19 protein-coding genes are annotated in these 18,309 nt (G+C 38.8%); 14 read left to right on the top strand and 5 right to left on the bottom strand.

Annotation, left to right across the window (positions count from 1 at the left end; all coding sequences use genetic code 11):
* Positions 1–73: 73 nt before the first annotated feature.
* A complete protein-coding gene (locus AB7942_RS13055) occupies positions 74–835 on the bottom strand; it encodes an IclR family transcriptional regulator (RefSeq protein WP_369447171.1) in 762 nt (253 codons plus the stop codon).
* Positions 836–1,014: 179 nt separating this feature from the next.
* Between AB7942_RS13055 and AB7942_RS13050 the strand changes: the two genes are divergently transcribed.
* From AB7942_RS13050 to AB7942_RS13035, 4 genes are all read left to right on the top strand, one after another.
* Positions 1,015–2,211 carry an FAD-dependent monooxygenase gene (locus tag AB7942_RS13050; protein WP_369447170.1) on the top strand — a complete coding sequence of 399 codons (1,197 nt, stop codon included), beginning with the start codon at positions 1,015–1,017 and terminating at the stop codon, positions 2,209–2,211.
* Between the two features lie 131 nt (positions 2,212–2,342).
* Positions 2,343–2,837 carry a DinB family protein gene (locus AB7942_RS13045; RefSeq protein ID WP_369447169.1) on the top strand — a complete coding sequence of 165 codons (495 nt, stop codon included), beginning with the start codon at positions 2,343–2,345 and terminating at the stop codon, positions 2,835–2,837.
* 172 nt (positions 2,838–3,009) lie between these two features.
* Positions 3,010–3,636 (top strand): TetR/AcrR family transcriptional regulator, encoded by a 627-nt coding sequence (locus tag AB7942_RS13040; protein WP_369447168.1) that lies wholly within the window; start codon positions 3,010–3,012, stop codon positions 3,634–3,636.
* A gap of 178 nt (positions 3,637–3,814) precedes the next feature.
* On the top strand, positions 3,815–3,991 hold the full coding sequence (locus tag AB7942_RS13035; RefSeq protein WP_369447167.1) for a hypothetical protein: 177 nt from the start codon (positions 3,815–3,817) through the stop codon (positions 3,989–3,991).
* A 148-nt stretch (positions 3,992–4,139) separates the two neighbouring features.
* Here the strand turns inward: AB7942_RS13035 and AB7942_RS13030 are convergent, their stop codons facing one another.
* The gene (locus AB7942_RS13030; RefSeq protein ID WP_369447166.1) at positions 4,140–5,288 is read right to left on the bottom strand and encodes an SLC13 family permease; all 1,149 of its coding nucleotides are present in this window, start codon (positions 5,286–5,288) and stop codon (positions 4,140–4,142) included.
* A gap of 196 nt (positions 5,289–5,484) precedes the next feature.
* Here AB7942_RS13030 and AB7942_RS13025 point away from each other — a divergent pair, with 196 nt between their 5' ends.
* Positions 5,485–5,934: a DinB family protein gene (locus tag AB7942_RS13025; protein ID WP_369447165.1), complete on the top strand. Its 450-nt coding sequence runs from the start codon at positions 5,485–5,487 to the stop codon at positions 5,932–5,934.
* A gap of 111 nt (positions 5,935–6,045) precedes the next feature.
* Here AB7942_RS13025 and AB7942_RS13020 read toward each other — a convergent pair whose 3' ends face one another.
* The gene (locus AB7942_RS13020) at positions 6,046–6,741 is read right to left on the bottom strand and encodes an AIM24 family protein (RefSeq protein WP_214732084.1); all 696 of its coding nucleotides are present in this window, start codon (positions 6,739–6,741) and stop codon (positions 6,046–6,048) included.
* A gap of 331 nt (positions 6,742–7,072) precedes the next feature.
* Between AB7942_RS13020 and AB7942_RS13015 the strand changes: the two genes are divergently transcribed.
* On the top strand, positions 7,073–7,210 hold the full coding sequence (locus AB7942_RS13015) for a hypothetical protein (RefSeq protein ID WP_180247566.1): 138 nt from the start codon (positions 7,073–7,075) through the stop codon (positions 7,208–7,210).
* A 259-nt stretch (positions 7,211–7,469) separates the two neighbouring features.
* Here the strand turns inward: AB7942_RS13015 and purF are convergent, their stop codons facing one another.
* Positions 7,470–8,849, bottom strand: coding sequence for an amidophosphoribosyltransferase (gene purF / locus AB7942_RS13010; RefSeq protein ID WP_369447164.1), 1,380 nt, complete (start codon positions 8,847–8,849; stop codon positions 7,470–7,472).
* 196 nt (positions 8,850–9,045) lie between these two features.
* On the opposite strand from purF, the gene purK reads away from it, so the two are divergent.
* The 8 genes from purK (at position 9,046) to purD (ending at position 17,125) form a co-directional block, all read left to right on the top strand.
* Entirely contained in the window at positions 9,046–10,173 is a 1,128-nt protein-coding gene (gene purK / locus AB7942_RS13005; protein ID WP_369447163.1) for a 5-(carboxyamino)imidazole ribonucleotide synthase, read from the top strand.
* 64 nt (positions 10,174–10,237) lie between these two features.
* On the top strand, positions 10,238–10,957 hold the full coding sequence (gene purC, locus AB7942_RS13000) for a phosphoribosylaminoimidazolesuccinocarboxamide synthase (RefSeq protein ID WP_369447162.1): 720 nt from the start codon (positions 10,238–10,240) through the stop codon (positions 10,955–10,957).
* A complete protein-coding gene (gene purS / locus AB7942_RS12995; RefSeq protein ID WP_088088195.1) occupies positions 10,950–11,204 on the top strand; it encodes a phosphoribosylformylglycinamidine synthase subunit PurS in 255 nt (84 codons plus the stop codon). Before purC ends, purS begins: the two co-directional genes overlap by 8 nt.
* Before the next feature lie 12 nt (positions 11,205–11,216).
* On the top strand, positions 11,217–11,900 hold the full coding sequence (purQ, locus tag AB7942_RS12990) for a phosphoribosylformylglycinamidine synthase subunit PurQ (RefSeq protein WP_335400842.1): 684 nt from the start codon (positions 11,217–11,219) through the stop codon (positions 11,898–11,900).
* The gene (gene purL / locus AB7942_RS12985; protein WP_369447161.1) at positions 11,887–14,175 is read left to right on the top strand and encodes a phosphoribosylformylglycinamidine synthase subunit PurL; all 2,289 of its coding nucleotides are present in this window, start codon (positions 11,887–11,889) and stop codon (positions 14,173–14,175) included. The genes purQ and purL overlap by 14 nt, the downstream gene beginning before the upstream one ends.
* 13 nt (positions 14,176–14,188) lie before the next feature.
* A complete protein-coding gene (gene purM, locus AB7942_RS12980) occupies positions 14,189–15,223 on the top strand; it encodes a phosphoribosylformylglycinamidine cyclo-ligase (protein ID WP_369447160.1) in 1,035 nt (344 codons plus the stop codon).
* A gap of 2 nt (positions 15,224–15,225) precedes the next feature.
* Entirely contained in the window at positions 15,226–15,804 is a 579-nt protein-coding gene (gene purN, locus AB7942_RS12975) for a phosphoribosylglycinamide formyltransferase (protein ID WP_369447159.1), read from the top strand.
* Positions 15,805–15,862: 58 nt separating this feature from the next.
* Positions 15,863–17,125 (top strand): phosphoribosylamine--glycine ligase, encoded by a 1,263-nt coding sequence (gene purD / locus AB7942_RS12970; RefSeq protein WP_369447158.1) that lies wholly within the window; start codon positions 15,863–15,865, stop codon positions 17,123–17,125.
* A 267-nt stretch (positions 17,126–17,392) separates the two neighbouring features.
* Here the strand turns inward: purD and gltC are convergent, their stop codons facing one another.
* Positions 17,393–18,295, bottom strand: a complete 903-nt coding sequence (gene gltC, locus AB7942_RS12965; protein WP_369447157.1) for a glutamate biosynthesis transcriptional regulator GltC — start codon at positions 18,293–18,295, stop codon at positions 17,393–17,395.
* Positions 18,296–18,309 lie beyond the last annotated feature (14 nt).

Here is an 18,309-nt window from a genome sequence, read left to right as displayed (position 1 = left end):
AGGATTGCAAAGTAAAAAGCATAAACTTCTATAGAAGAACTTCATGCTAAAACGCAGATGGAAGAGTAGGAGATTATTTAATAAAACCATAATATTGTGAAATTTCCTTTGCGGTTTTGAGAATGTACTGTCCAATCGGATGGTCCGCTGATTTTGGTACTGTCTCAGTAATACCAACGATGGTAACGGCACCGAGCAGTTCATTGTTGAAATTTAATAAAGGGACACTAAAAGAAGAGACATGATTGATTAGCGGTTCAGTTTTTGATGCAAAAAACAACTTTCTTGTTTTTTCCTTTTCATCTTGATATTGCTGTAATTCACTTTCATTGAGCTGGGATAATTCTTCTTCTTCCCATTCTTTCATGAGGACATCTTTTTCAAAAGCAGAAAAAACGAAGCCGGTTGAGGAGGAGAGCGGCAAGTGTGTCCCCATTTGTGCTCCGATATTTATTCCATAATCTGCACTTAAAATATATGAAATGAGTGGGCCTTTTATCGAAGGAACAGCCAGTAGTACTGTTAGGCTCGTGTGCTCGGTGATCTTTTTGAAATAGGGTATAACCACTTCAATTAAAGAAGTTTGACCTAAAGCAATATTTCCTAACTGTATTAATTTATGTCCAAGCGTATACGTGTTTGTATGAGGATTACGATTGATTAATCCAAATGGGCATAGTGTTGCCAAATATTTATATAAATTACCTTTTGTCATAGAAGTTCGGTTTTGAATATCAGTAAACTTTAGAGGCTCTTTATCCATTGCTAAGATTTCTAATATGTTTAACCCAATTTGTAATGACTGAATACCGGTAGCTTTCGTTTCAATTGTCATAATGATCTCCCTCTTTTCAGGTGGTTTTGGATAGTGTAGTAGATAAATTGATTAAAAGAAATTTCAGAATTTAAAAACTTTTGTGTTGACGAAATAGTGAAAAATGATTTAAAGTTTACTTATTAGGAACATTGTTCACTATTTGTAGAAGATAATAACCTATTTGGGAGGAATTTTCAATGACGACTAATGTAAGCGATATTATTGTAGTAGGTGGAGGAATCGGTGGTTTAGCCGTAGCCCTATCAATCCAGGAATCTGGTAAATCAGTAGCAATTTTTGAGCAAGCACCTGAATTTGGAGAAGTAGGTGCAGGTATTCAGTTAGCACCAAACGCGTTAGAAGTGTTAGACCGTCTAGGAGTAAAGGAAGAAATTTTAAAGCATGCGGTAGTACCAAAACGTCTGGTCCTAAAAGATGTTTATACTGCAGAAGAGTTAGCAACACTTGATTTAGGGGAAGGTTTCCAAAAAGAATTCGGTCAGCCATATATCGTATTGCATCGCTCTGACTTACACAGAGTTCTTTATGAAGCATGTCAAAAAAGCAGCAATATCAAATTCTTTACAAACCAAACCATTCAAACCGCAGAACAAAATGGTGATACTGTAACAGTTGTCAACCAAAATGGTGAAACGTTTAGTGCGGAAGCAGTAATAGGTGCGGATGGGGTAAAATCAAACATGCGTAAGCTATTGATTGAAGATGAACCAGTAAACTCTGCGTATGTAGCTTACCGTGGAACGATTCCAATTGAAGAAGTGGCTAATAACTCAAACTTAGACTTAGATGATGTCATCATGTGGATTGGGCCAAACCTGCACTTAGTACAATATCCAGTTCGTCGTGGAGAGCTTTACAACCAAGTAGTAGTATTTAAATCCTATGATGCTACTGTAGAAGACTGGGGAAATCCAGAAGAACTTACTCGCCGTTTTGAAAATAGTCATCCAAAAGTTCAAAATGCTTTATCTTATATTAACCGTCAATTCCGTTGGCAAATGTATGATCGACAACCAATCGACAATTGGACAAAAGGCAACATTACGCTATTAGGGGATTCTGGTCATGCTATGCTTCAATATTTAGCTCAAGGCGGCGTTCAAGCATTTGAAGATGCGTTTGTCCTAGGTGCGAAATTAAAAGAACATAGCACTTACGAAGAAGCATTTAAAGCATACCAAGAAATGCGAATTCCACGTTCTGCAATGGTACAAACAACAGCACGTAAATGGGGAGAAATCATTCACGCGGAGGACCCAACGACCATTTCACTTCGCAACTTTATTTTCGAACAACACAAACCAACAGATTACAAGATTGTTGATTTCCTATATGGCTATTTCAATAAAAATTACCAACATGTCGATTGCTAATTTACAACTTTACGCAAATCAAAAATGCGTTAGAGCCAACTCTAGCGCATTTTTAACCTATACTTATAATACTATTTAGCACGAAAGTGTTGAAAGTTCACAATAAGTGAATTGTAGGAGGGCTTATTACGATGACGACAGCAGTACTGAATGAAAGATTAGAAACTTTTAAAAAGAGTGTAGATGATATTGTAGCGGTAGTGAAAAATACGGAAGAGGCGACACTTTATGTTAAACCTTCTGAAAAAGAATGGTCCGCCATGCAAATTGTTTCTCATATTTTAGAAGCGGTAGATTTTTGGGTAGCCGATTTGGAAGCATTGTTAGTTGTTCCAGGTGCAAAATGGGGACGGAATCATGAACATGTACGTCGTTTAGCTGCAGTAGATGAAAACGTTGTATCTCGTATTAAGAAAGAGTATGCCATAATTAAACTACTAAACTTAGTACCGAAAGTTGAGGCAGCGCTTGCTAGAGTTAAAGAAGAAGATCTAGTAAAAACAGCTCCAAGTTATAATCCAAACTTTGAAGGAAAACCGTTATCATTTTTAGTCGACCATTTAATCGTTCAGCACGTAACAGGTCATTACGGGCAAATGGTACGTCATTTAGAAAAAGTTCGATAAACAAAAAGCCATCGAAAACTCGATGGCTTTTGTTGTGATTTCTATTTACAATAAATTTTGGTTGCTTTTATCGAGGGCGATAAGCTAAAATTTAAATAAACCGGGCGGTCGTTTTTTAATTTACCTTCATATAATGTATCGTGAATGATTAATAATAAGGGCGGGGATCAATATGCCACCAATTGTTTCTGATGATTATAAAGAGAAAAAGAAAAAAGAAATCTTGTCGAGTGCTTTTGTTTGCTTTGCTAAAAAAGGTTTCGAAGTCGCTACGATAAATGACATTGTAGAGCATTCTGGTATGAGTAAAGGTGCTATTTATAATTACTTTCAAAGTAAGGATGAAATTTACCTAGAATTAATGAGTACGGAAACGAATCAAACACATGACGAACTGAATCAGGAAATTTCTAAAAAGGTATCAGCCATTGAAAAACTAAACTACTTGTTCGATATTTACCTAGATATAAATCCTTTTGTAGAAGAAAATAAAGCTCGTTTTTCGGTTCACTTAGAGTTCAAACTTCATTCTTCAAGGAACAAGGAATTAACGGAACGTTTACGGGATCGGAGGCAAAAATATTTTATTTCTCAAATAACTGATATTCTTAAAGAAGGGCAGAAGTCTGGTGAAATAAAACAAGATGTGAATCCCGTAGTGTTTGCAGATCTATTTTGGTCCATGATCGATGGAGTGGTCTCTCAGACCATTGTATACGAAGATTATCCATACCAAGAGGTATTAAATGAAATAAAAAAAATGTTTATCCTAAGAGTTAAAGAACTATCGGTACATTAAGGCAAGCCCAACCTAATCGGCTTGTTTTTTTGCACTTATAAAATTGCTGCTGATAATATCAGGGACAAATTAAGAATCGTTGAACCATTAAATAAACCGAACGGTCGTCTTTTATACACTCGGGTTTTATTATGATGCTAAGAATTTATTCTTTAATTTTTGAGAGGAGAAAATACAAATGCGAATGTATGATTACCAAACAATGATTGGACTTAAACAACAGGAAGTGGAAAAAAATGCTGAGTCTGCATGGAAGTATGTTAAGAATTCTAAAAAACAACTACAAGTTGATACAGCGGACGGCAAACAGTCTTTAAGGAAGAGATTGGAGAATTTGTTGGGGTTATCGAATTGAAGGTAAGATATTTCTTTGACCGGTCAAAAGAAAATTAGTTCAGGTTGGAGAGACTTAATCATAGGAATTCCCTTTTAATAAAAAATCAGGCATCATCCAATTCTCTGGATGGTGACTGACTTTTTTTATACACTGCTTATGAAAAAGCTCATTTTAAAAATAGTTTAATGATAAAGTACTGAATCAAACTTAAAAACGCTAAAAGGGAAAAATTATAGAGACTAAATTTAATAATATATTTTTTACTCTCGGTTGGATTTGCCTGAATGAATAGTTTGTAAGAAATCACACTGGCTAATGATGCAATAATGGTCCCTAGTCCGCCAATATTCACTCCCAATAATAAAGGTTTCCAATCTATTGTGAATTCTGCCAGGAGGATAGAAGCAGGGACGTTACTAATAAATTGGCTTAAAAATATCGAGCTAAAATAGACGGAAGTAGTGTCTTTCAAATTTGCACTGGCAAATGCTTGTAATGTGTTTGAATTGGAAATATTTCCGATAAAGATAAAAAAACAGATAAAGGTAAACAGCAGCAGATAATCAATCTTTATCAATAATTTTACATTCAAAATGATCACGGATATGAATGTAACCACGAAGGCAACCTGGTAACTGACCATTCCAAAAATAGATGCGATGATTATTGCTAGGATTAATCCCCAGACAGCTGGTTTTTTCCAATCGTCTAATAGCATGGGAGTAAGAACTACTTTCAAGTCTCTATTTTGCATTCTTTTTATAAGGATATATATAGAACATATCCCAAGGACAGCCATGAATAGGACGGTCGAAAAAAAGGGTAATGGCTTGATTCCATAATGAGAATAAATGAACAAATTTTGCGGATTTCCCATTGGTGTTAAACTGCTTCCAATATTGGCTGCAATAGTTTGCAGGATAATTGTCTCCATCATGGGAATTTTGGTTTTTCTGCTAATAACAAGAGTCAAAGGTACAAAAGTAAGCAGAGCCACATCGTTCGTCACAAACATTGAAGTAAAAAAACATAACAAAATTAATATGGCTGAAACGGACCGGCTATTATTACATTTATTAATGATAGCTATTGCGAATTTATCAAGAAATCTAAGTTCTTCCAACGCCTTTATGGTTAGCATCAGGCTAAATAAAATAAATAGCACTTGAAAATTGATATACTCCAATTTTGGAGGATAAATTAAAGAGCTTGTCACTGCTAAAATAAGTGAAATGGTAAAGACAATGTCTTTTTTTAGAAAACTAAATTTCAGTTTGATTCTTTTGTTTTCTTGTATTAGTACAGATTCTTTCACAACACACCACCTGTAGTAGATAGAATATAACAACTATATGATTCTAACATTTACAGTTATGGTTGGAAACCTATCGATGATAATACCTAAAATTAGTAATGATTTATAACAAAAATATGTTGGTATTGTCTAAAATGTAAATGGTTCTAAATTCTATTTGATTATACATATTGTTTAAATACATGGAGGTGGTCATGTGGAAACGATTCGAAATATGTTTGAGCATTTACATTGGTCTAATCATCGAATTCTAGAAACCTTAAAAAATATGGAAGGAGAGAACAAACAAGTTAAGAATCTATTCTCACATCTGCTTTTGGCAGAACATGTGTGGTTTACTAGGTTAAAAGGATCGGACAGTTCCAAATTACCTATTTGGGCAGAGGTCAGTTTAGAAGCCTGTGCAGAACTTGTTAATCAAAATCTGCAAAACTTTAAAGAATTTCTTTTTGGTTTATCCAATTCTGATCTCGAAAAGATCGTTTTATACAGAAATAGTAAAGGCAAAGAGTTTCAAAATTCGGTAAGGGATATCCTGACCCATGTTGCATTACATGGTCAATATCACCGAGGACAGATCAATCTACTTCTGAGAGCTAATGAAAGCGAACCTGTTAATGTAGACTTTGTTACATTTAGGAGATAGAAGAGGGGAATAAATGGTGAACGCTAGAAAGCCAAAAAAAGTTCCTGGTACCATCAAATTTGGATGGTACCAGGAACTTTTTTTTGGTGTTTACCTTTTTCACCAACCCAACTAACTTTGCTTTGCTTTCATGTAAACCTCTTCGTAGGGTTGGATTACAACAAAGCCTTCACCTTCGAACCTCATTTGAATGGACTCACCGCTTCCTCTTCCAAGAAAAGTCTTTAAACTGATATCTGTTTGAAATTCAGGCTGAAGATTTCCTGACCAGGCTACAGTTGCGTTTGGATCCGTTATCATAGGGTTGCCAGGCGACACCCTTAAGGTGAGTGGTTCGTAATGCGCAGTAAAAGCAATCATTCCGGTTCCTTCACAACGAACATTAAATAATCCGCCTGCCATCATTCCGGCAATTTTCTTCATTAATTTAATTTCCGATTTAATACTTGGTTCAAAAGCAAGTAGATCATTCCCATTAATATAGATGGATTCGTTTTGTAAATTCAGGATGATGATCTTCTTGCCGCTATCCGCGAGATATAACTTGCCTTTTCCATTCGCTTTCATTAAGGAAGCGCCTTCTCCTGTAAATGCTTTTTTGAACGCGGTTCCTAGACCGTGTTCTAATATTCCTTCACGTACAAATTTTATTTCTCCATGATAGGCAACCATTGAGCCAGCTTTGGCCCAAACTTGACCGTCTAAATTTACCTCCAAAAGCCGAGGAGTCTCTAATTCAAAAAAACCTTCGCCTTTATCCTTCTGCTCCGATTGTTTGATAAATTCTTCAATTGAGTATCTGTTCAATGCACCAACATCCTTTCCTCCCTTTATCTACGAGTTCCAATCATTTTTGTTTCAAATTTTTGGGAGAAAAAGAAAAATTTATCCTTTCAAAAGGTGGTGTAATAATAATAATGCACAAGGCAATCAAATTTCTCCACAGGAATTTCAAATTGAGGGGTAGACAATTAAGAAAATGAATAAGACATTGAAGTGAACTGAATAATAATGATATTCAGGCAGAAAAAGTGCTATTATTACCGGCTGGGATCCAATTCTTTCTCCTGATGCAGGAAAATCTTTAATTTAGGTTTTTAATAATACCTAAGACAATTATCGTAAAGGAGTAATGAAAATGGTTAATGAAACTCAGTATGTTGCAGCTACGCTTTCACCTAATTTGATTAATGAAATTCAATCACTAGAAGAAAAAATAAGCGAGCAAGCACATAAAAAAGTAGTGGTTATCGCGTACGAAAATGATAAAAATTAATTAAGTAGAGATCTTCAGGGGAAATAGGACGCCTATTTCTTTCTTTGCAAGCCTGGAATCAAATATCGTAATAATAAGCTAAAACCTTCATAAATTTGAAGGTTTTTCTTTATCGTAACATCTAAACTAACATTAAAAATTTTAATCTCAATTAAGAATGAAAAGATAATTTAATTTCAAAAGTTTGGGTTTATTCGGGAATAAATATAATGATAAACTAGGACTTCCATTTTTGGAGGTCCTAGTTTAATTAAGATGATCACTTCAAATACAATTTAGTTGGATATGCTCCGCTAAAACATGCGATACAGCGACTGCTTGTTTCTGCAAGATCTACATCTACCGCCTCTAATAACCCTTCCGTACTTAAGAAGGCTAATGAATCTGCTCCAATCACATTTCCCATTGCTCGTTCATGTTCATGTTTGTTAGCAAAAAGTTCTTCTTTTGTCGGCATATCCACTCCATAAAAACAAGGATTTCTTACCATAGGGGAACTTATTCGTACATGGACCTCCTTGGCTCCTGCCTGACGGATCAATTCAACAATTCGCTTGCTTGTCGTTCCACGAACAATCGAATCATCAACAAGCACGACCCGCTTATCCTCGAGAATTTCTCGCACTGCACTTAATTTTAGACGAACGGCCAAGTCTCTCAATTCTTGGGTTGGTTCAATAAATGAACGACCGGCATAGGGGTTTTTGATGATTCCCATTTCATAAGGAATTCCTGATTGCTCTGCATAACCCATTGCTGCAGGGACACTCGATTCTGGTACAGCAACGACAACATCAGCTGGTGTCGGATGTTCTTTTGCTAAAATTTGGCCTAATTCTTTCCGTATGGCTAATACACTTCTTCCATGAATCACACTATCTGGACGAGCAAAATAAACAAATTCAAAGGAGCAAAGGGAAACGTCACCTTTTGCAGCAAATCTGCCTGTTTTTATTCCCTTCTCGTTCACAAGAAGCCATTCGCCCGGTTCAACATCCCTCCAGAACTTAGCATCAACCGCATTTAGCCCACATGTTTCTGAAGACGCGATAATGGATTCACCAATTTTTCCAAGGCTAAGGGGACGTAACCCATGACGATCCAGGGCAATCAGCATTTGTTTATCGGTCATGATGCACAAAGCAAAGGAACCGTCAATCCGCTTCAGGACATCCGGGCCAGCTTCATCAAAATATTTTTTACTGGATCGGGCTATTAGGTGAGCAATAATTTCCGTATCAGTTGTTGTCTGAAAGATGGCACCCTGTTGCTGGAGAACCTTCCGTTCAATATTGGCGTTCACTAGGTTCCCGTTATGGGCAACGGCCAAATCACCCTCACTGTACTTAAAAACAAGAGGTTGTGCGTTTTGTAGTAAACTTGCACCAGAAGTAGAATATCGTACATGACCGATGGCCATATTTCCGCTTAGTCCATCCAGAATTTCACGTGAAAATACTTGGGTAACTAATCCCATGCCCCTGTGATGTCTGAATGATTTTCCATCACTAGCCACAATTCCTGCACTCTCCTGGCCACGGTGTTGAAGGGCATGAAGTCCATAATATGTTAAATCGGCCGCTTGGGGGTGATTAAAAACTCCAAATACACCGCATTTCTCTTTCATTTCTGAATCCATTTTATATTCCTCCCCTGATTTCATTTCATTATTTTTGGCGAAAGCAGAATTTTTATCCTTTTCTTTCTTGGTCTAGTTGATTGTATTGGTTTTGGTAAAATATCAAAATTTTTTTAATTAAAAAAGTAAAGGAGTGTGTTTCAGGAAAACCTAAAATTATGAAAAGTTTAAAAAAGGATGAGGGAGGAAAAATACTTTGACAGTCATAAAACCCGGCTCAACGATTGGTATCTTAGGGGGAGGCCAGCTAGGAAGAATGATTTCAATGGCTGGTAGAAATATGGGATATCACTTCATTACTTTGGATCCGACACCTAACTCACCCTGTGGACAAGTTGCAGATCTTCAAATCACCGCTCCCTATTCTGAGCTTAAAGCAGTTAAAGAACTAGCAGATTCCTCAGATGTTATTACTTATGAATTTGAAAATGTAGATTCTAATATAACCTCCATGTTAGAAACTACGTCCTTTGTCCCACAAGGAAGCGAACTGCTCAAAATAACCCAAAATCGGATTCGGGAGAAATCCACGTTAAAGTCCTTCAATGTGCCAGTAGCTCCTTTCTTGGTCATACAATCGGAAAATGACATTGAAACGGCTATCGATCGTTTGGGATTGCCTTTCATAATGAAAACAGCTACAGGGGGATACGATGGGAAAGGGCAATGGGTAATAAAAAGCAGGGATGAAATTCCAATAGCCATTGAGTCTTGGAATAAGGCAGGGATGGACATGATCATCGAACAATTTATCCCGTTTAGCAAAGAATTATCAGTGATTGTTGCCCGAAATATAAAAGGTCAAACAAAAACTTTCCCAATAGCTGAAAATGTCCATATTAAGAATATCCTGCATCAGTCTTTCGTTCCTGCTAGACTCACCGATGAGCAAAGGATTCAAGCGGAAACTACAGCATTGAAAATAGCTGACTCCTTACAAGTAGTTGGATTAATTGCGATAGAGATGTTCCTTACGAATGATGGTGAAATTATCGTAAACGAGTTAGCACCAAGACCTCATAATTCCGGGCATTATTCAATGGACGCATGTATTACTTCTCAATTTGAGCAACATATTCGGGCAATATGTGGACTGCCATTAGGAGATACTACTCTTTTAAGTCCGATTATAATGGTTAATATTTTGGGTCAGCATTTAAGTAAAGTGCTAGATAAAATAGAACAGCTTCCTCCAACAGCCAAACTTCATTTATACGGCAAAAAGGAAAGCGTAGAAAATCGGAAAATGGGTCACATTAATTTTTTAGGTTCAACTCTCGAGCAAATAGACAAGCAAATTAAGGATCTTGGAATTTGGTCATAAGGATACGCGGCTATTATAGTCGTCCGGCTAAAACATAACCCACGAGTGAAAAGAGTGAAAAATAATGGAAAAATTAGAACAGCTTTATGAAGGTAAAGCGAAAAAAGTGTTTAAAACATCAGAACCAGGAAAGTATTGGATTGAATATAAAGATGATGCCACTGCCTTCAATGGTGAGAAAAAGGGTCAAATAGCAGGAAAAGGAACTCTAAATAATGAAATTAGTGCCATTTTCCTAAGTTTGCTAAAAGAAAAAGGCGTGGATAATCATTTTATTAAAAAGATTTCATCAATTGAGCAGATTGTTCAGCAGGTAGTGATTATCCCGATTGAGGTTGTCGTTCGCAATATAGCGGCGGGCTCTCTTGCAAAAAGGCTGGGATGGGAGGAAGGGAAGGAACTCCCAAAAACCATTGTGGAATTCTACTATAAGAATGATGAGTTGGGGGACCCTTTGATTAACAATGATCATATTGCCATTCTTGGGCTGGCTAGAGAGTCTGATTTAGCAGTCATTCGAAAGGAAGCATTAAAAATCAATGATATTATGAACGAATATCTGTTAGACAAAGATATTATCTTAGTGGATTTTAAATTAGAGTTTGGAAAAACCCCTGCTGGCACTATTATCTTAGCGGACGAAATCTCTCCGGATACGTGTCGATTTTGGGATGCCAATACAAAGGAAAAGTTAGATAAAGATCGGTTTAGACGGGATTTAGGGAACGTTGAGGAAGCCTATCAAGAAATATTAAGGAGAATTGGGGGTAGTGTCAATGTTTAAAGCAACGGTATATGTAACCTTAAGAGAAAGTGTTTTAGATCCACAAGGAAATGCCGTTCATGAGTCGCTGCATTCACTAGGATATGATGAGGTTGGAGATGTACGAATAGGAAAATATATGGAGCTTGAAATTAATAGCGATGATCAAAAAGCGGCAGCAGAACGAGTAAAGGATATGTGTGAGAAGCTGTTAGCCAATACGGTGATTGAAGACTATCGGTTTGATCTTACTAAGCAGGAAGGATAGGAGGGGAATTAGTTGAACTTTGCTGTGCTGGTTTTTCCTGGTTCAAATTGCGATGTGGATATGTATAAAGCTGTTTTAGATACGATTGAACAGACGGTCGAATATGTTTGGCATCTAGAAACGGACCTATCAAAATATGATGCGATTCTTGTTCCAGGTGGTTTTTCCTATGGAGATTATTTGCGGCCAGGGGCTGTTGCGAGTTTGTCTCCTGCCATGGAGCAGGTGAAAATTGCGGCTGAAGAAGGGAAATTGATTCTTGGTGTCTGTAATGGATTTCAAATACTAACCGAAGCTAATCTTTTGCCAGGTGCTTTAAGAAGAAATCAGCGGTTAAAATTTCATTGTGACACCATTGATTTAAAAGTAGAAAACAACCAAACTCCGTTCACATTAGACTATCAGGAAGGTGAAACGATACGTATTCCCATTGCCCATGGCGACGGAAATTATTATTGTGATCAAGAGACATTGGATCAATTAGAAAAGAACAATCAAATCGTATTCAGGTATAAAGGGACGAATCCAAATGGGTCGATTTCTGAGATTGCGGGGGTAATCAATGAGAGAGGAAATGTATTAGGTTTAATGCCCCACCCGGAACGCGCGGTTCATAAATGGCTGGGAACTGATGACGGAAAACGTATGTTTTCATCTATTTTAAGTTACTGGAGGAAACAACATGGTACAGCATAAAGAACCAAATCCTGAGCAAATCGCCCAGCAGAAGGTCTATCGGGAAATGGGATTAACCGATGAAGAATTTGATAAAGTAATCGAAATTCTTGGACGGAAACCAAATTATACCGAAACGGGCATATTTAGTGTCATGTGGTCCGAGCATTGCAGCTATAAAAATTCCAAGGTAGTGCTCAAACGTTTTCCGACTTCCGGCCCGCATGTCTTGCAAGGCCCTGGAGAAGGAGCAGGTATTGTTGATATCGGTGATAATCAAGCAGTCGTGTTTAAAATTGAAAGCCACAATCATCCTTCGGCCATTGAGCCCTATCAAGGTGCTGCAACGGGAGTTGGTGGTATCATTCGGGATGTTTTTTCCATGGGTGCACGCCCGATCGCTTTAATGAACTCTCTTCGTTTTGGCGAACTTGATAACCCAAAAACCAAATATATCTTTGAAAATGTGGTTGCAGGTATTGCCGGATATGGTAACTGTATGGGCATTCCAACGGTTGGCGGAGAGATATATTTTGATTCCTCCTATGAAGGGAATCCCCTTGTTAATGCCATGTGTGTGGGTTTAATCAGCCATGATGAAATTCAAAAAGGCGTGGCAAAAGGGATTGGTAACCCTGTCATTTATGTTGGAGCTGCTACCGGAAGAGACGGCATACATGGAGCTACATTCGCTTCAGAAGAGTTGAGTGAAAATTCCGAAGCGAAACGTCCAGCCGTCCAAGTGGGCGATCCTTTTATGGAAAAATTGCTGCTGGAAGCCACTCTTGAATTGATCGCCTCTGGTCATGTGGTCGGGATACAAGATATGGGGGCGGCTGGGTTAACCAGCTCAAGCTCTGAAATGGCCAGTAAAGCGGGAAATGGCGTTGAATTGGATCTTGATCTCGTTCCACAGCGAGAAAAAGGAATGAATGCTTACGAAATGATGCTTTCCGAATCACAAGAAAGAATGCTGGTTGTTGCGAAAAAAGGAAAAGAAGGAGAAGTAAAAAAGATATTTGATAAATGGGGGCTCCACTCCGCTGTGATCGGCCGGGTGACTGATGATAACCAACTCCGTTTACTTCACAAGGGAGAAATCGTAGCGGAAATCCCCGCAGACAAGCTGGCAGAAGATGCCCCAGTGTATTGTAAGCCATCTAAAGAGGCGCCATATTATGAAAAATATTCTACTTTAGACACAGCTGCAGCTATTAAAGAGCCAAAGGATTATCATTCAGTACTGCAGCAGCTGTTAGCATCGCCTACGATTGCCAGCAAAGAGTGGGTATATCAACAGTATGACTATATGGTTAGAACAAATACGGCCGTCATACCTGGATCGGATGCGGCTGTAGTTGCTATCCGTGGAACACGAAAAGCCTTGGCGATGACAACGGATTGCAACGGAAGGTATGTTTATCTTGATCCGTTTGTTGGAGGAGCTATCGCGGTAGCAGAAGCGGCGCGTAATGTCGTTTGTTCCGGTGCAGAGCCTTTAGCTATTACAGATAACTTGAACTTTGGAAGTCCAGAAAAGCCGGAAATCTTCTGGCAGTTTGAAAAGGCAGCGGATGGGATTAGTGAAGCGTGCCGTCAACTCAATACTCCGGTTATTGGCGGAAACGTCAGCCTATATAACGAAACAAAAGGAGAAGCTATTTTTCCAACACCAACCATTGGCATGGTTGGGTTAATTAAAGATATCGCTCACATTACAACTCAGGATTTTAAAAAAGACGGAGATGTAATTTATTTAATTGGGGAAACCAAAGCCGAAATAGGCGGGTCGGAATACCAAAAAATAATGAATGGAAAGATCGAAGGGCGCCCGCCGCAGTTAAACCTTGATTTGGAAAAGAAGATACAAGCTTTTACCCTTAAGATCATTCAAGAAGGATTAGTCCAATCGGCTCATGATGCGGCAGAAGGCGGTTTAGCAATAGCGATAGCTGAAAGCTGTATTGGTGGGAAGTTGGGAGCAGAAATCAAGTTAACTGATGAACTGCGAACGGACTTAAGCCTCTTTAGTGAAACGCAATCTCGAATTATTCTTTCCGTTTCTCCGGAACTTGCGGAGAAGATAAAAGAAATGGCACAACAGATGGAGGTGCCCATAAAAGAAATCGGTAGGGTGAAAGGTCAGGAACTATCAATTACACATAATGGAAAGACCGTTATTTCTCAACCGATTACTACATTGGAAGAAGCCTGGAAGAATGCAATTCCTAACATAATGCGTTCTGGATTATTAAAAAAGCTCAACATGCAGGAAATCTCTGCAAGTTTACCGTAAAGGAGAGAAACGAATGAGTGATGCTTACCGCCAAGCTGGAGTCAATATCGATGCGGGAAATGAAGCCGTTGAACGAATGAAAAAACATGTAAAAAAAACCTTCCGTCCAGAGGTTCTAACGGGATTAGGAGGGTTTGGGGCTCTATTTAAACCAGATTTAACGAAGATGGAAGAACCTGTTTTTGTTTCTGGTACGGATGGAGTAGGGACCAAATTGAAAATTGCTTTTGCCATAAACAAGCATGATACGATTGGAATCGATGCGGTTGCCATGTGTGTGAATGACGTCATCGTCCAAGGAGCCGAGCCGCTTTTTTTTCTAGATTATTTAGCCTGCGGTAAGATCATCCCGGAAAAAATTGAAGCCATAGTTAAAGGGATTGCTGATGGATGTGTGCAGGCGGGGTGTTCCCTAATTGGCGGTGAAACTGCCGAAATGCCGGGAATGTATCAGGACGAGGAATATGATATTGCAGGCTTTACTGTTGGTATGGTAGATCAAAAACATGTCATTGATGGTTCGAAAGTAAAAGAAGGCCAAGTTCTAATTGGTTTAGCTTCAAGTGGTGTACATAGCAATGGTTTTTCACTTGTCCGGAAAGTTCTTTTGGAGGATGCTAAGCTCTCATTAGGTGACTATGTGGATGAATTGGGGGCTGAACTGGGAAGCGTATTGCTTGAACCAACCAAAATTTATGTAAAATCCATCCTTTCAACTGTAAGAAAATATACTGTCTATGGTCTTGTTCATGTAACCGGAGGAGGTTTTTATGATAATATTCCACGAATTCTTCCAAAGGGTTATCAAGCTGAAATTAAGGAGGGATCTTGGAAGGTCCCAGGGATTTTTTCCTTTATTCAAAAATCAGGCGAAATTTCAGATTATGATATGTTCCGAACCTTTAATATGGGAATTGGAATGATATTAGTCGTAGATTCTGCAGACACCACAGCTATTATTGAGCACCTGCAAACGTTGGGTGAGGATGCCTACGTAATTGGTACAGTGCAAAAAGGTACTGAAGACGTCGTATTCAAGAAGGAGTAAGTATGAAGATTGCAGTTTTTGCTTCTGGTACGGGTTCTAATTTTTCAGCGATTCTAGAATCCATTCATTCGAAAAAAATCAAAAACGTTGAAGTGGTTTTACTGGTCAGTGACCGTCCTGAAGCCCTTGCAGTACAGAAAGCAAGGGATGAACGGATCCCGGTGTTTACTTTTTTCGCTAAGGACTATCCAAACAAACAAGCTTATGAATTAGAGATCCTTGACGAGTTAACACAAAGGAAGGTTGATTTTATCGTATTGGCTGGCTATATGAGACTGCTGGGGAATGTATTACTCCAGGTTTATGATCGGAAAATCATCAATGTCCACCCGTCTTTATTACCAGCATTCGCAGGAAAAGATGCCATTGGTCAAGCGCTCGATTATGGGGTAAAGGTGACTGGGGTCACGGTCCATTATGTCGACGAAGGAATGGATACAGGACCCATAATTGCCCAACAGGCAGTCACAATCGATTCGGACGAGACAAGAGAAACCTTAATTGAAAAAATTCAAGAGCAGGAGCATAGATTATTACCAGAAGTGATCCAAAGACTAGCGAATAGGGAGGCAGCGAGATGAGAAAGGCTAGATGCATTGGATTTTTTGAAGGAAAAGAAAGACCTGGAGGTAAGACGAAATGAAGGTGTTAGTCATAGGGGGGGGAGGCCGTGAGCATGCGATTGTTTGGAAACTGTCTCAAAGTCCTAAAGTTACTCAAATTTATTGTGCTCCGGGCAATCCTGGGATTGCAGAGTTAGCAACATGTGTTTCAATCGCGGTTTCAGATATAGAGAAATTAGCCGCTTTTGCTAAAATGGAACAAATCGATCTTACTTTTGTAGGACCAGAAGAGCCTCTCTCATTGGGTATTGTTAATTATTTTAAAGAGCAGGGATTAGCGGTTTATGGCCCTTCAAAGGAAGCGGCAATGATAGAGGGAAGTAAGGCATTCGCTAAAGAATTAATGATCAAGTATGGGATTCCAACAGCTAAATATGCTGCGTTTACAAACTATGAGGACGCACTAGCTTATGTTCGCAGCGAAGGGGCACCAATTGTGATCAAAGCGGATGGCTTAGCTGCAGGAAAAGGTGTGGTTGTAGCAAAAAAAATGGAGGAAGCTGAGGAAGCACTTAAAAGAATGCTAAAGGAAGTTACGTTTGGTTCGGCAGGAGCGAGGGTGGTAGTGGAGGAATATCTTGAGGGAGAAGAAATGACCCTGCTTGCTTTTGTGAATGGGACTATTGTAAAGGCAATGGTTCCTGCACAGGACCATAAGCCGGTATATGATGGTGACCAGGGACCAAACACCGGAGGAATGGGAACTTATGCGCCGTTACCACATATTGATTCATCAATGGTTGAGCGGATTATTCATGAAATCGTCGAACCAACGGCAAAAGCGATGGCAGCGGAAGGCTGTCCTTTTGAGGGGATTCTATATACCGGTTTGATGCTGACAAAATCAGGTCCAAAGGTCATTGAATATAATGCACGCTTTGGCGATCCGGAAACACAGGTAGTTCTTCCATTGCTTGAAACAGATTTACTTGATATCTTGCTGGCAAGTCTCACCGGAGAATTAGAAAAGGTAGAGGTGAAATGGAAAGACAAGGCCGCTATATGCGTGATTATGTCTTCTGCTGGTTATCCGGGGCCATACGAAAAAGGCCAAGTAATTAATGGATTGGACCAAGTAGCTTATCCGACAATCGTCTTCCATGCCGGTACAACGGAAAAGGAAGGCGCGATTGTAACAAATGGCGGACGAGTTCTAGGAATTACTGCGATTGGAGAAAATCTTGGACAAGCAAGAGAATTGGCTTACCAATCAGTTGAGAAAGTATCTTTTATAGGTGCTCATTACAGAACAGATATAGGATCTAAGGCATTCCGTTAACTAATATCTACTTTTAAAGAGGTACATCAAGGGAGATGACACACGAGTTATTATTTTGATGCGGAGCAACTAGTAGGCTCTACGTTATTATTCTCTATTACCAAATTGGAAAGCCTGCTTATAAACAGGCTTTTTTGTACTTAAGAAAAAATACAATCCCAACTGTATCAATAATGTCTTTTAATAGTGTCCACCCGATATGGACAAATGAACTAAAGTGTCCTTTTATGGTGCCTGACACCGAAGCGGTGTCACCGAAAATCCAATCTATTGGAATTGCTCTAATATACGGAAAAAATCAATCGCAAATTGGTAAAAGAGATTTTCGGATGGTGCTAGGTCCCTGTATTTTGGTGTGATAAGGCCGACTGTTCTTTTCACTTGAGGGGAATCAATCGGTATTTTTACTGTAAACCGTGGAATGGAGTCATGAACGGTGCTTTCTGGTAAGAGGCATACCCCGATGCCTGCTGAAACTAGTCCCTTTAATGCATCTAAATCCTCCCCCTCTGAGGTGATATTTGGTACAAATCCTGCTTCTTTGCATGCCTCAACAGCAATTTTCTGGAGAATATACCCTTTTGGGAATGAAACGAAGGAATCGTTTCGTAACTCACCTAGATCTAATCTCTTTCGGTCGGCAAGTGAATGGTTTGCAGGAAGCAAAGCAGAAATGTTTTCTGTAAATAAAATTTTTGATTCAATATCAGGGTCCTTTGTTGGGACAGGACCAATAAACGCGAGATCAATTTCTCCATTTTTAACGGCATCAATTAAGTATAGATAGGAACCTTGACGCAAATGGAAAACAACGTTTGGCTGCTTTGTTCTAAAAGCAGAGATCACCGTTGGAAGCCAATAGCTTGCTAAACTTGTTGGATAACCAATTTTAATGGTGCCGGATTGAGGATCTAAATACTCATCAATCTTTTCTTTTGCCTCATCAATAAATTTTACCGCCTTTTTTATATGAGTTAAAAAGATCATTCCAATCTGGGTTAACTTAATGTTCCTTCCGGTTCGTTCAAATAGACGAACACCGAGTTCATCTTCAAGCTTGGCAATCTGAAAACTTACCGCGGATTGGGCTACATTTAGATTTTCAGCCGCTTCTGTTACATGTTCGCGTTCAGCAACCTCCATAAAATACCTTAATTGACGCAATTCCACGATAATTCCCTCCA

The sequence above is a fragment of the Neobacillus sp. BF23-41 genome (assembly GCF_041106275.1).
The sequence above is the reverse complement of the archived record's forward strand: the minus strand, read 5'-3'. Positions and strand labels throughout refer to the sequence as shown.

What these genes read in the sequence shown, in the direction of transcription:
- purF (WP_369447164.1), bottom strand. Translation starts at nt 8,849, where the DNA reads ATGGATTCAGAAATGAAAGAGAAATGCGGTGTATTTGGAGTTTTTAAT.
- purM (WP_369447160.1), top strand. Translation starts at nt 14,189, where the DNA reads ATGAGTGATGCTTACCGCCAAGCTGGAGTCAATATCGATGCGGGAAAT.
- purC (WP_369447162.1), top strand. Translation starts at nt 10,238, where the DNA reads ATGGAAAAATTAGAACAGCTTTATGAAGGTAAAGCGAAAAAAGTGTTT.
- purL (WP_369447161.1), top strand. Translation starts at nt 11,887, where the DNA reads ATGGTACAGCATAAAGAACCAAATCCTGAGCAAATCGCCCAGCAGAAG.
- purD (WP_369447158.1), top strand. Translation starts at nt 15,863, where the DNA reads ATGAAGGTGTTAGTCATAGGGGGGGGAGGCCGTGAGCATGCGATTGTT.
- AB7942_RS13035 (WP_369447167.1), top strand. Translation starts at nt 3,815, where the DNA reads ATGCGAATGTATGATTACCAAACAATGATTGGACTTAAACAACAGGAA.
- AB7942_RS13050 (WP_369447170.1), top strand. Translation starts at nt 1,015, where the DNA reads ATGACGACTAATGTAAGCGATATTATTGTAGTAGGTGGAGGAATCGGT.
- AB7942_RS13040 (WP_369447168.1), top strand. Translation starts at nt 3,010, where the DNA reads ATGCCACCAATTGTTTCTGATGATTATAAAGAGAAAAAGAAAAAAGAA.
- purS (WP_088088195.1), top strand. Translation starts at nt 10,950, where the DNA reads ATGTTTAAAGCAACGGTATATGTAACCTTAAGAGAAAGTGTTTTAGAT.
- AB7942_RS13045 (WP_369447169.1), top strand. Translation starts at nt 2,343, where the DNA reads ATGACGACAGCAGTACTGAATGAAAGATTAGAAACTTTTAAAAAGAGT.
- AB7942_RS13055 (WP_369447171.1), bottom strand. Translation starts at nt 835, where the DNA reads ATGACAATTGAAACGAAAGCTACCGGTATTCAGTCATTACAAATTGGG.
- AB7942_RS13015 (WP_180247566.1), top strand. Translation starts at nt 7,073, where the DNA reads ATGGTTAATGAAACTCAGTATGTTGCAGCTACGCTTTCACCTAATTTG.
- purN (WP_369447159.1), top strand. Translation starts at nt 15,226, where the DNA reads ATGAAGATTGCAGTTTTTGCTTCTGGTACGGGTTCTAATTTTTCAGCG.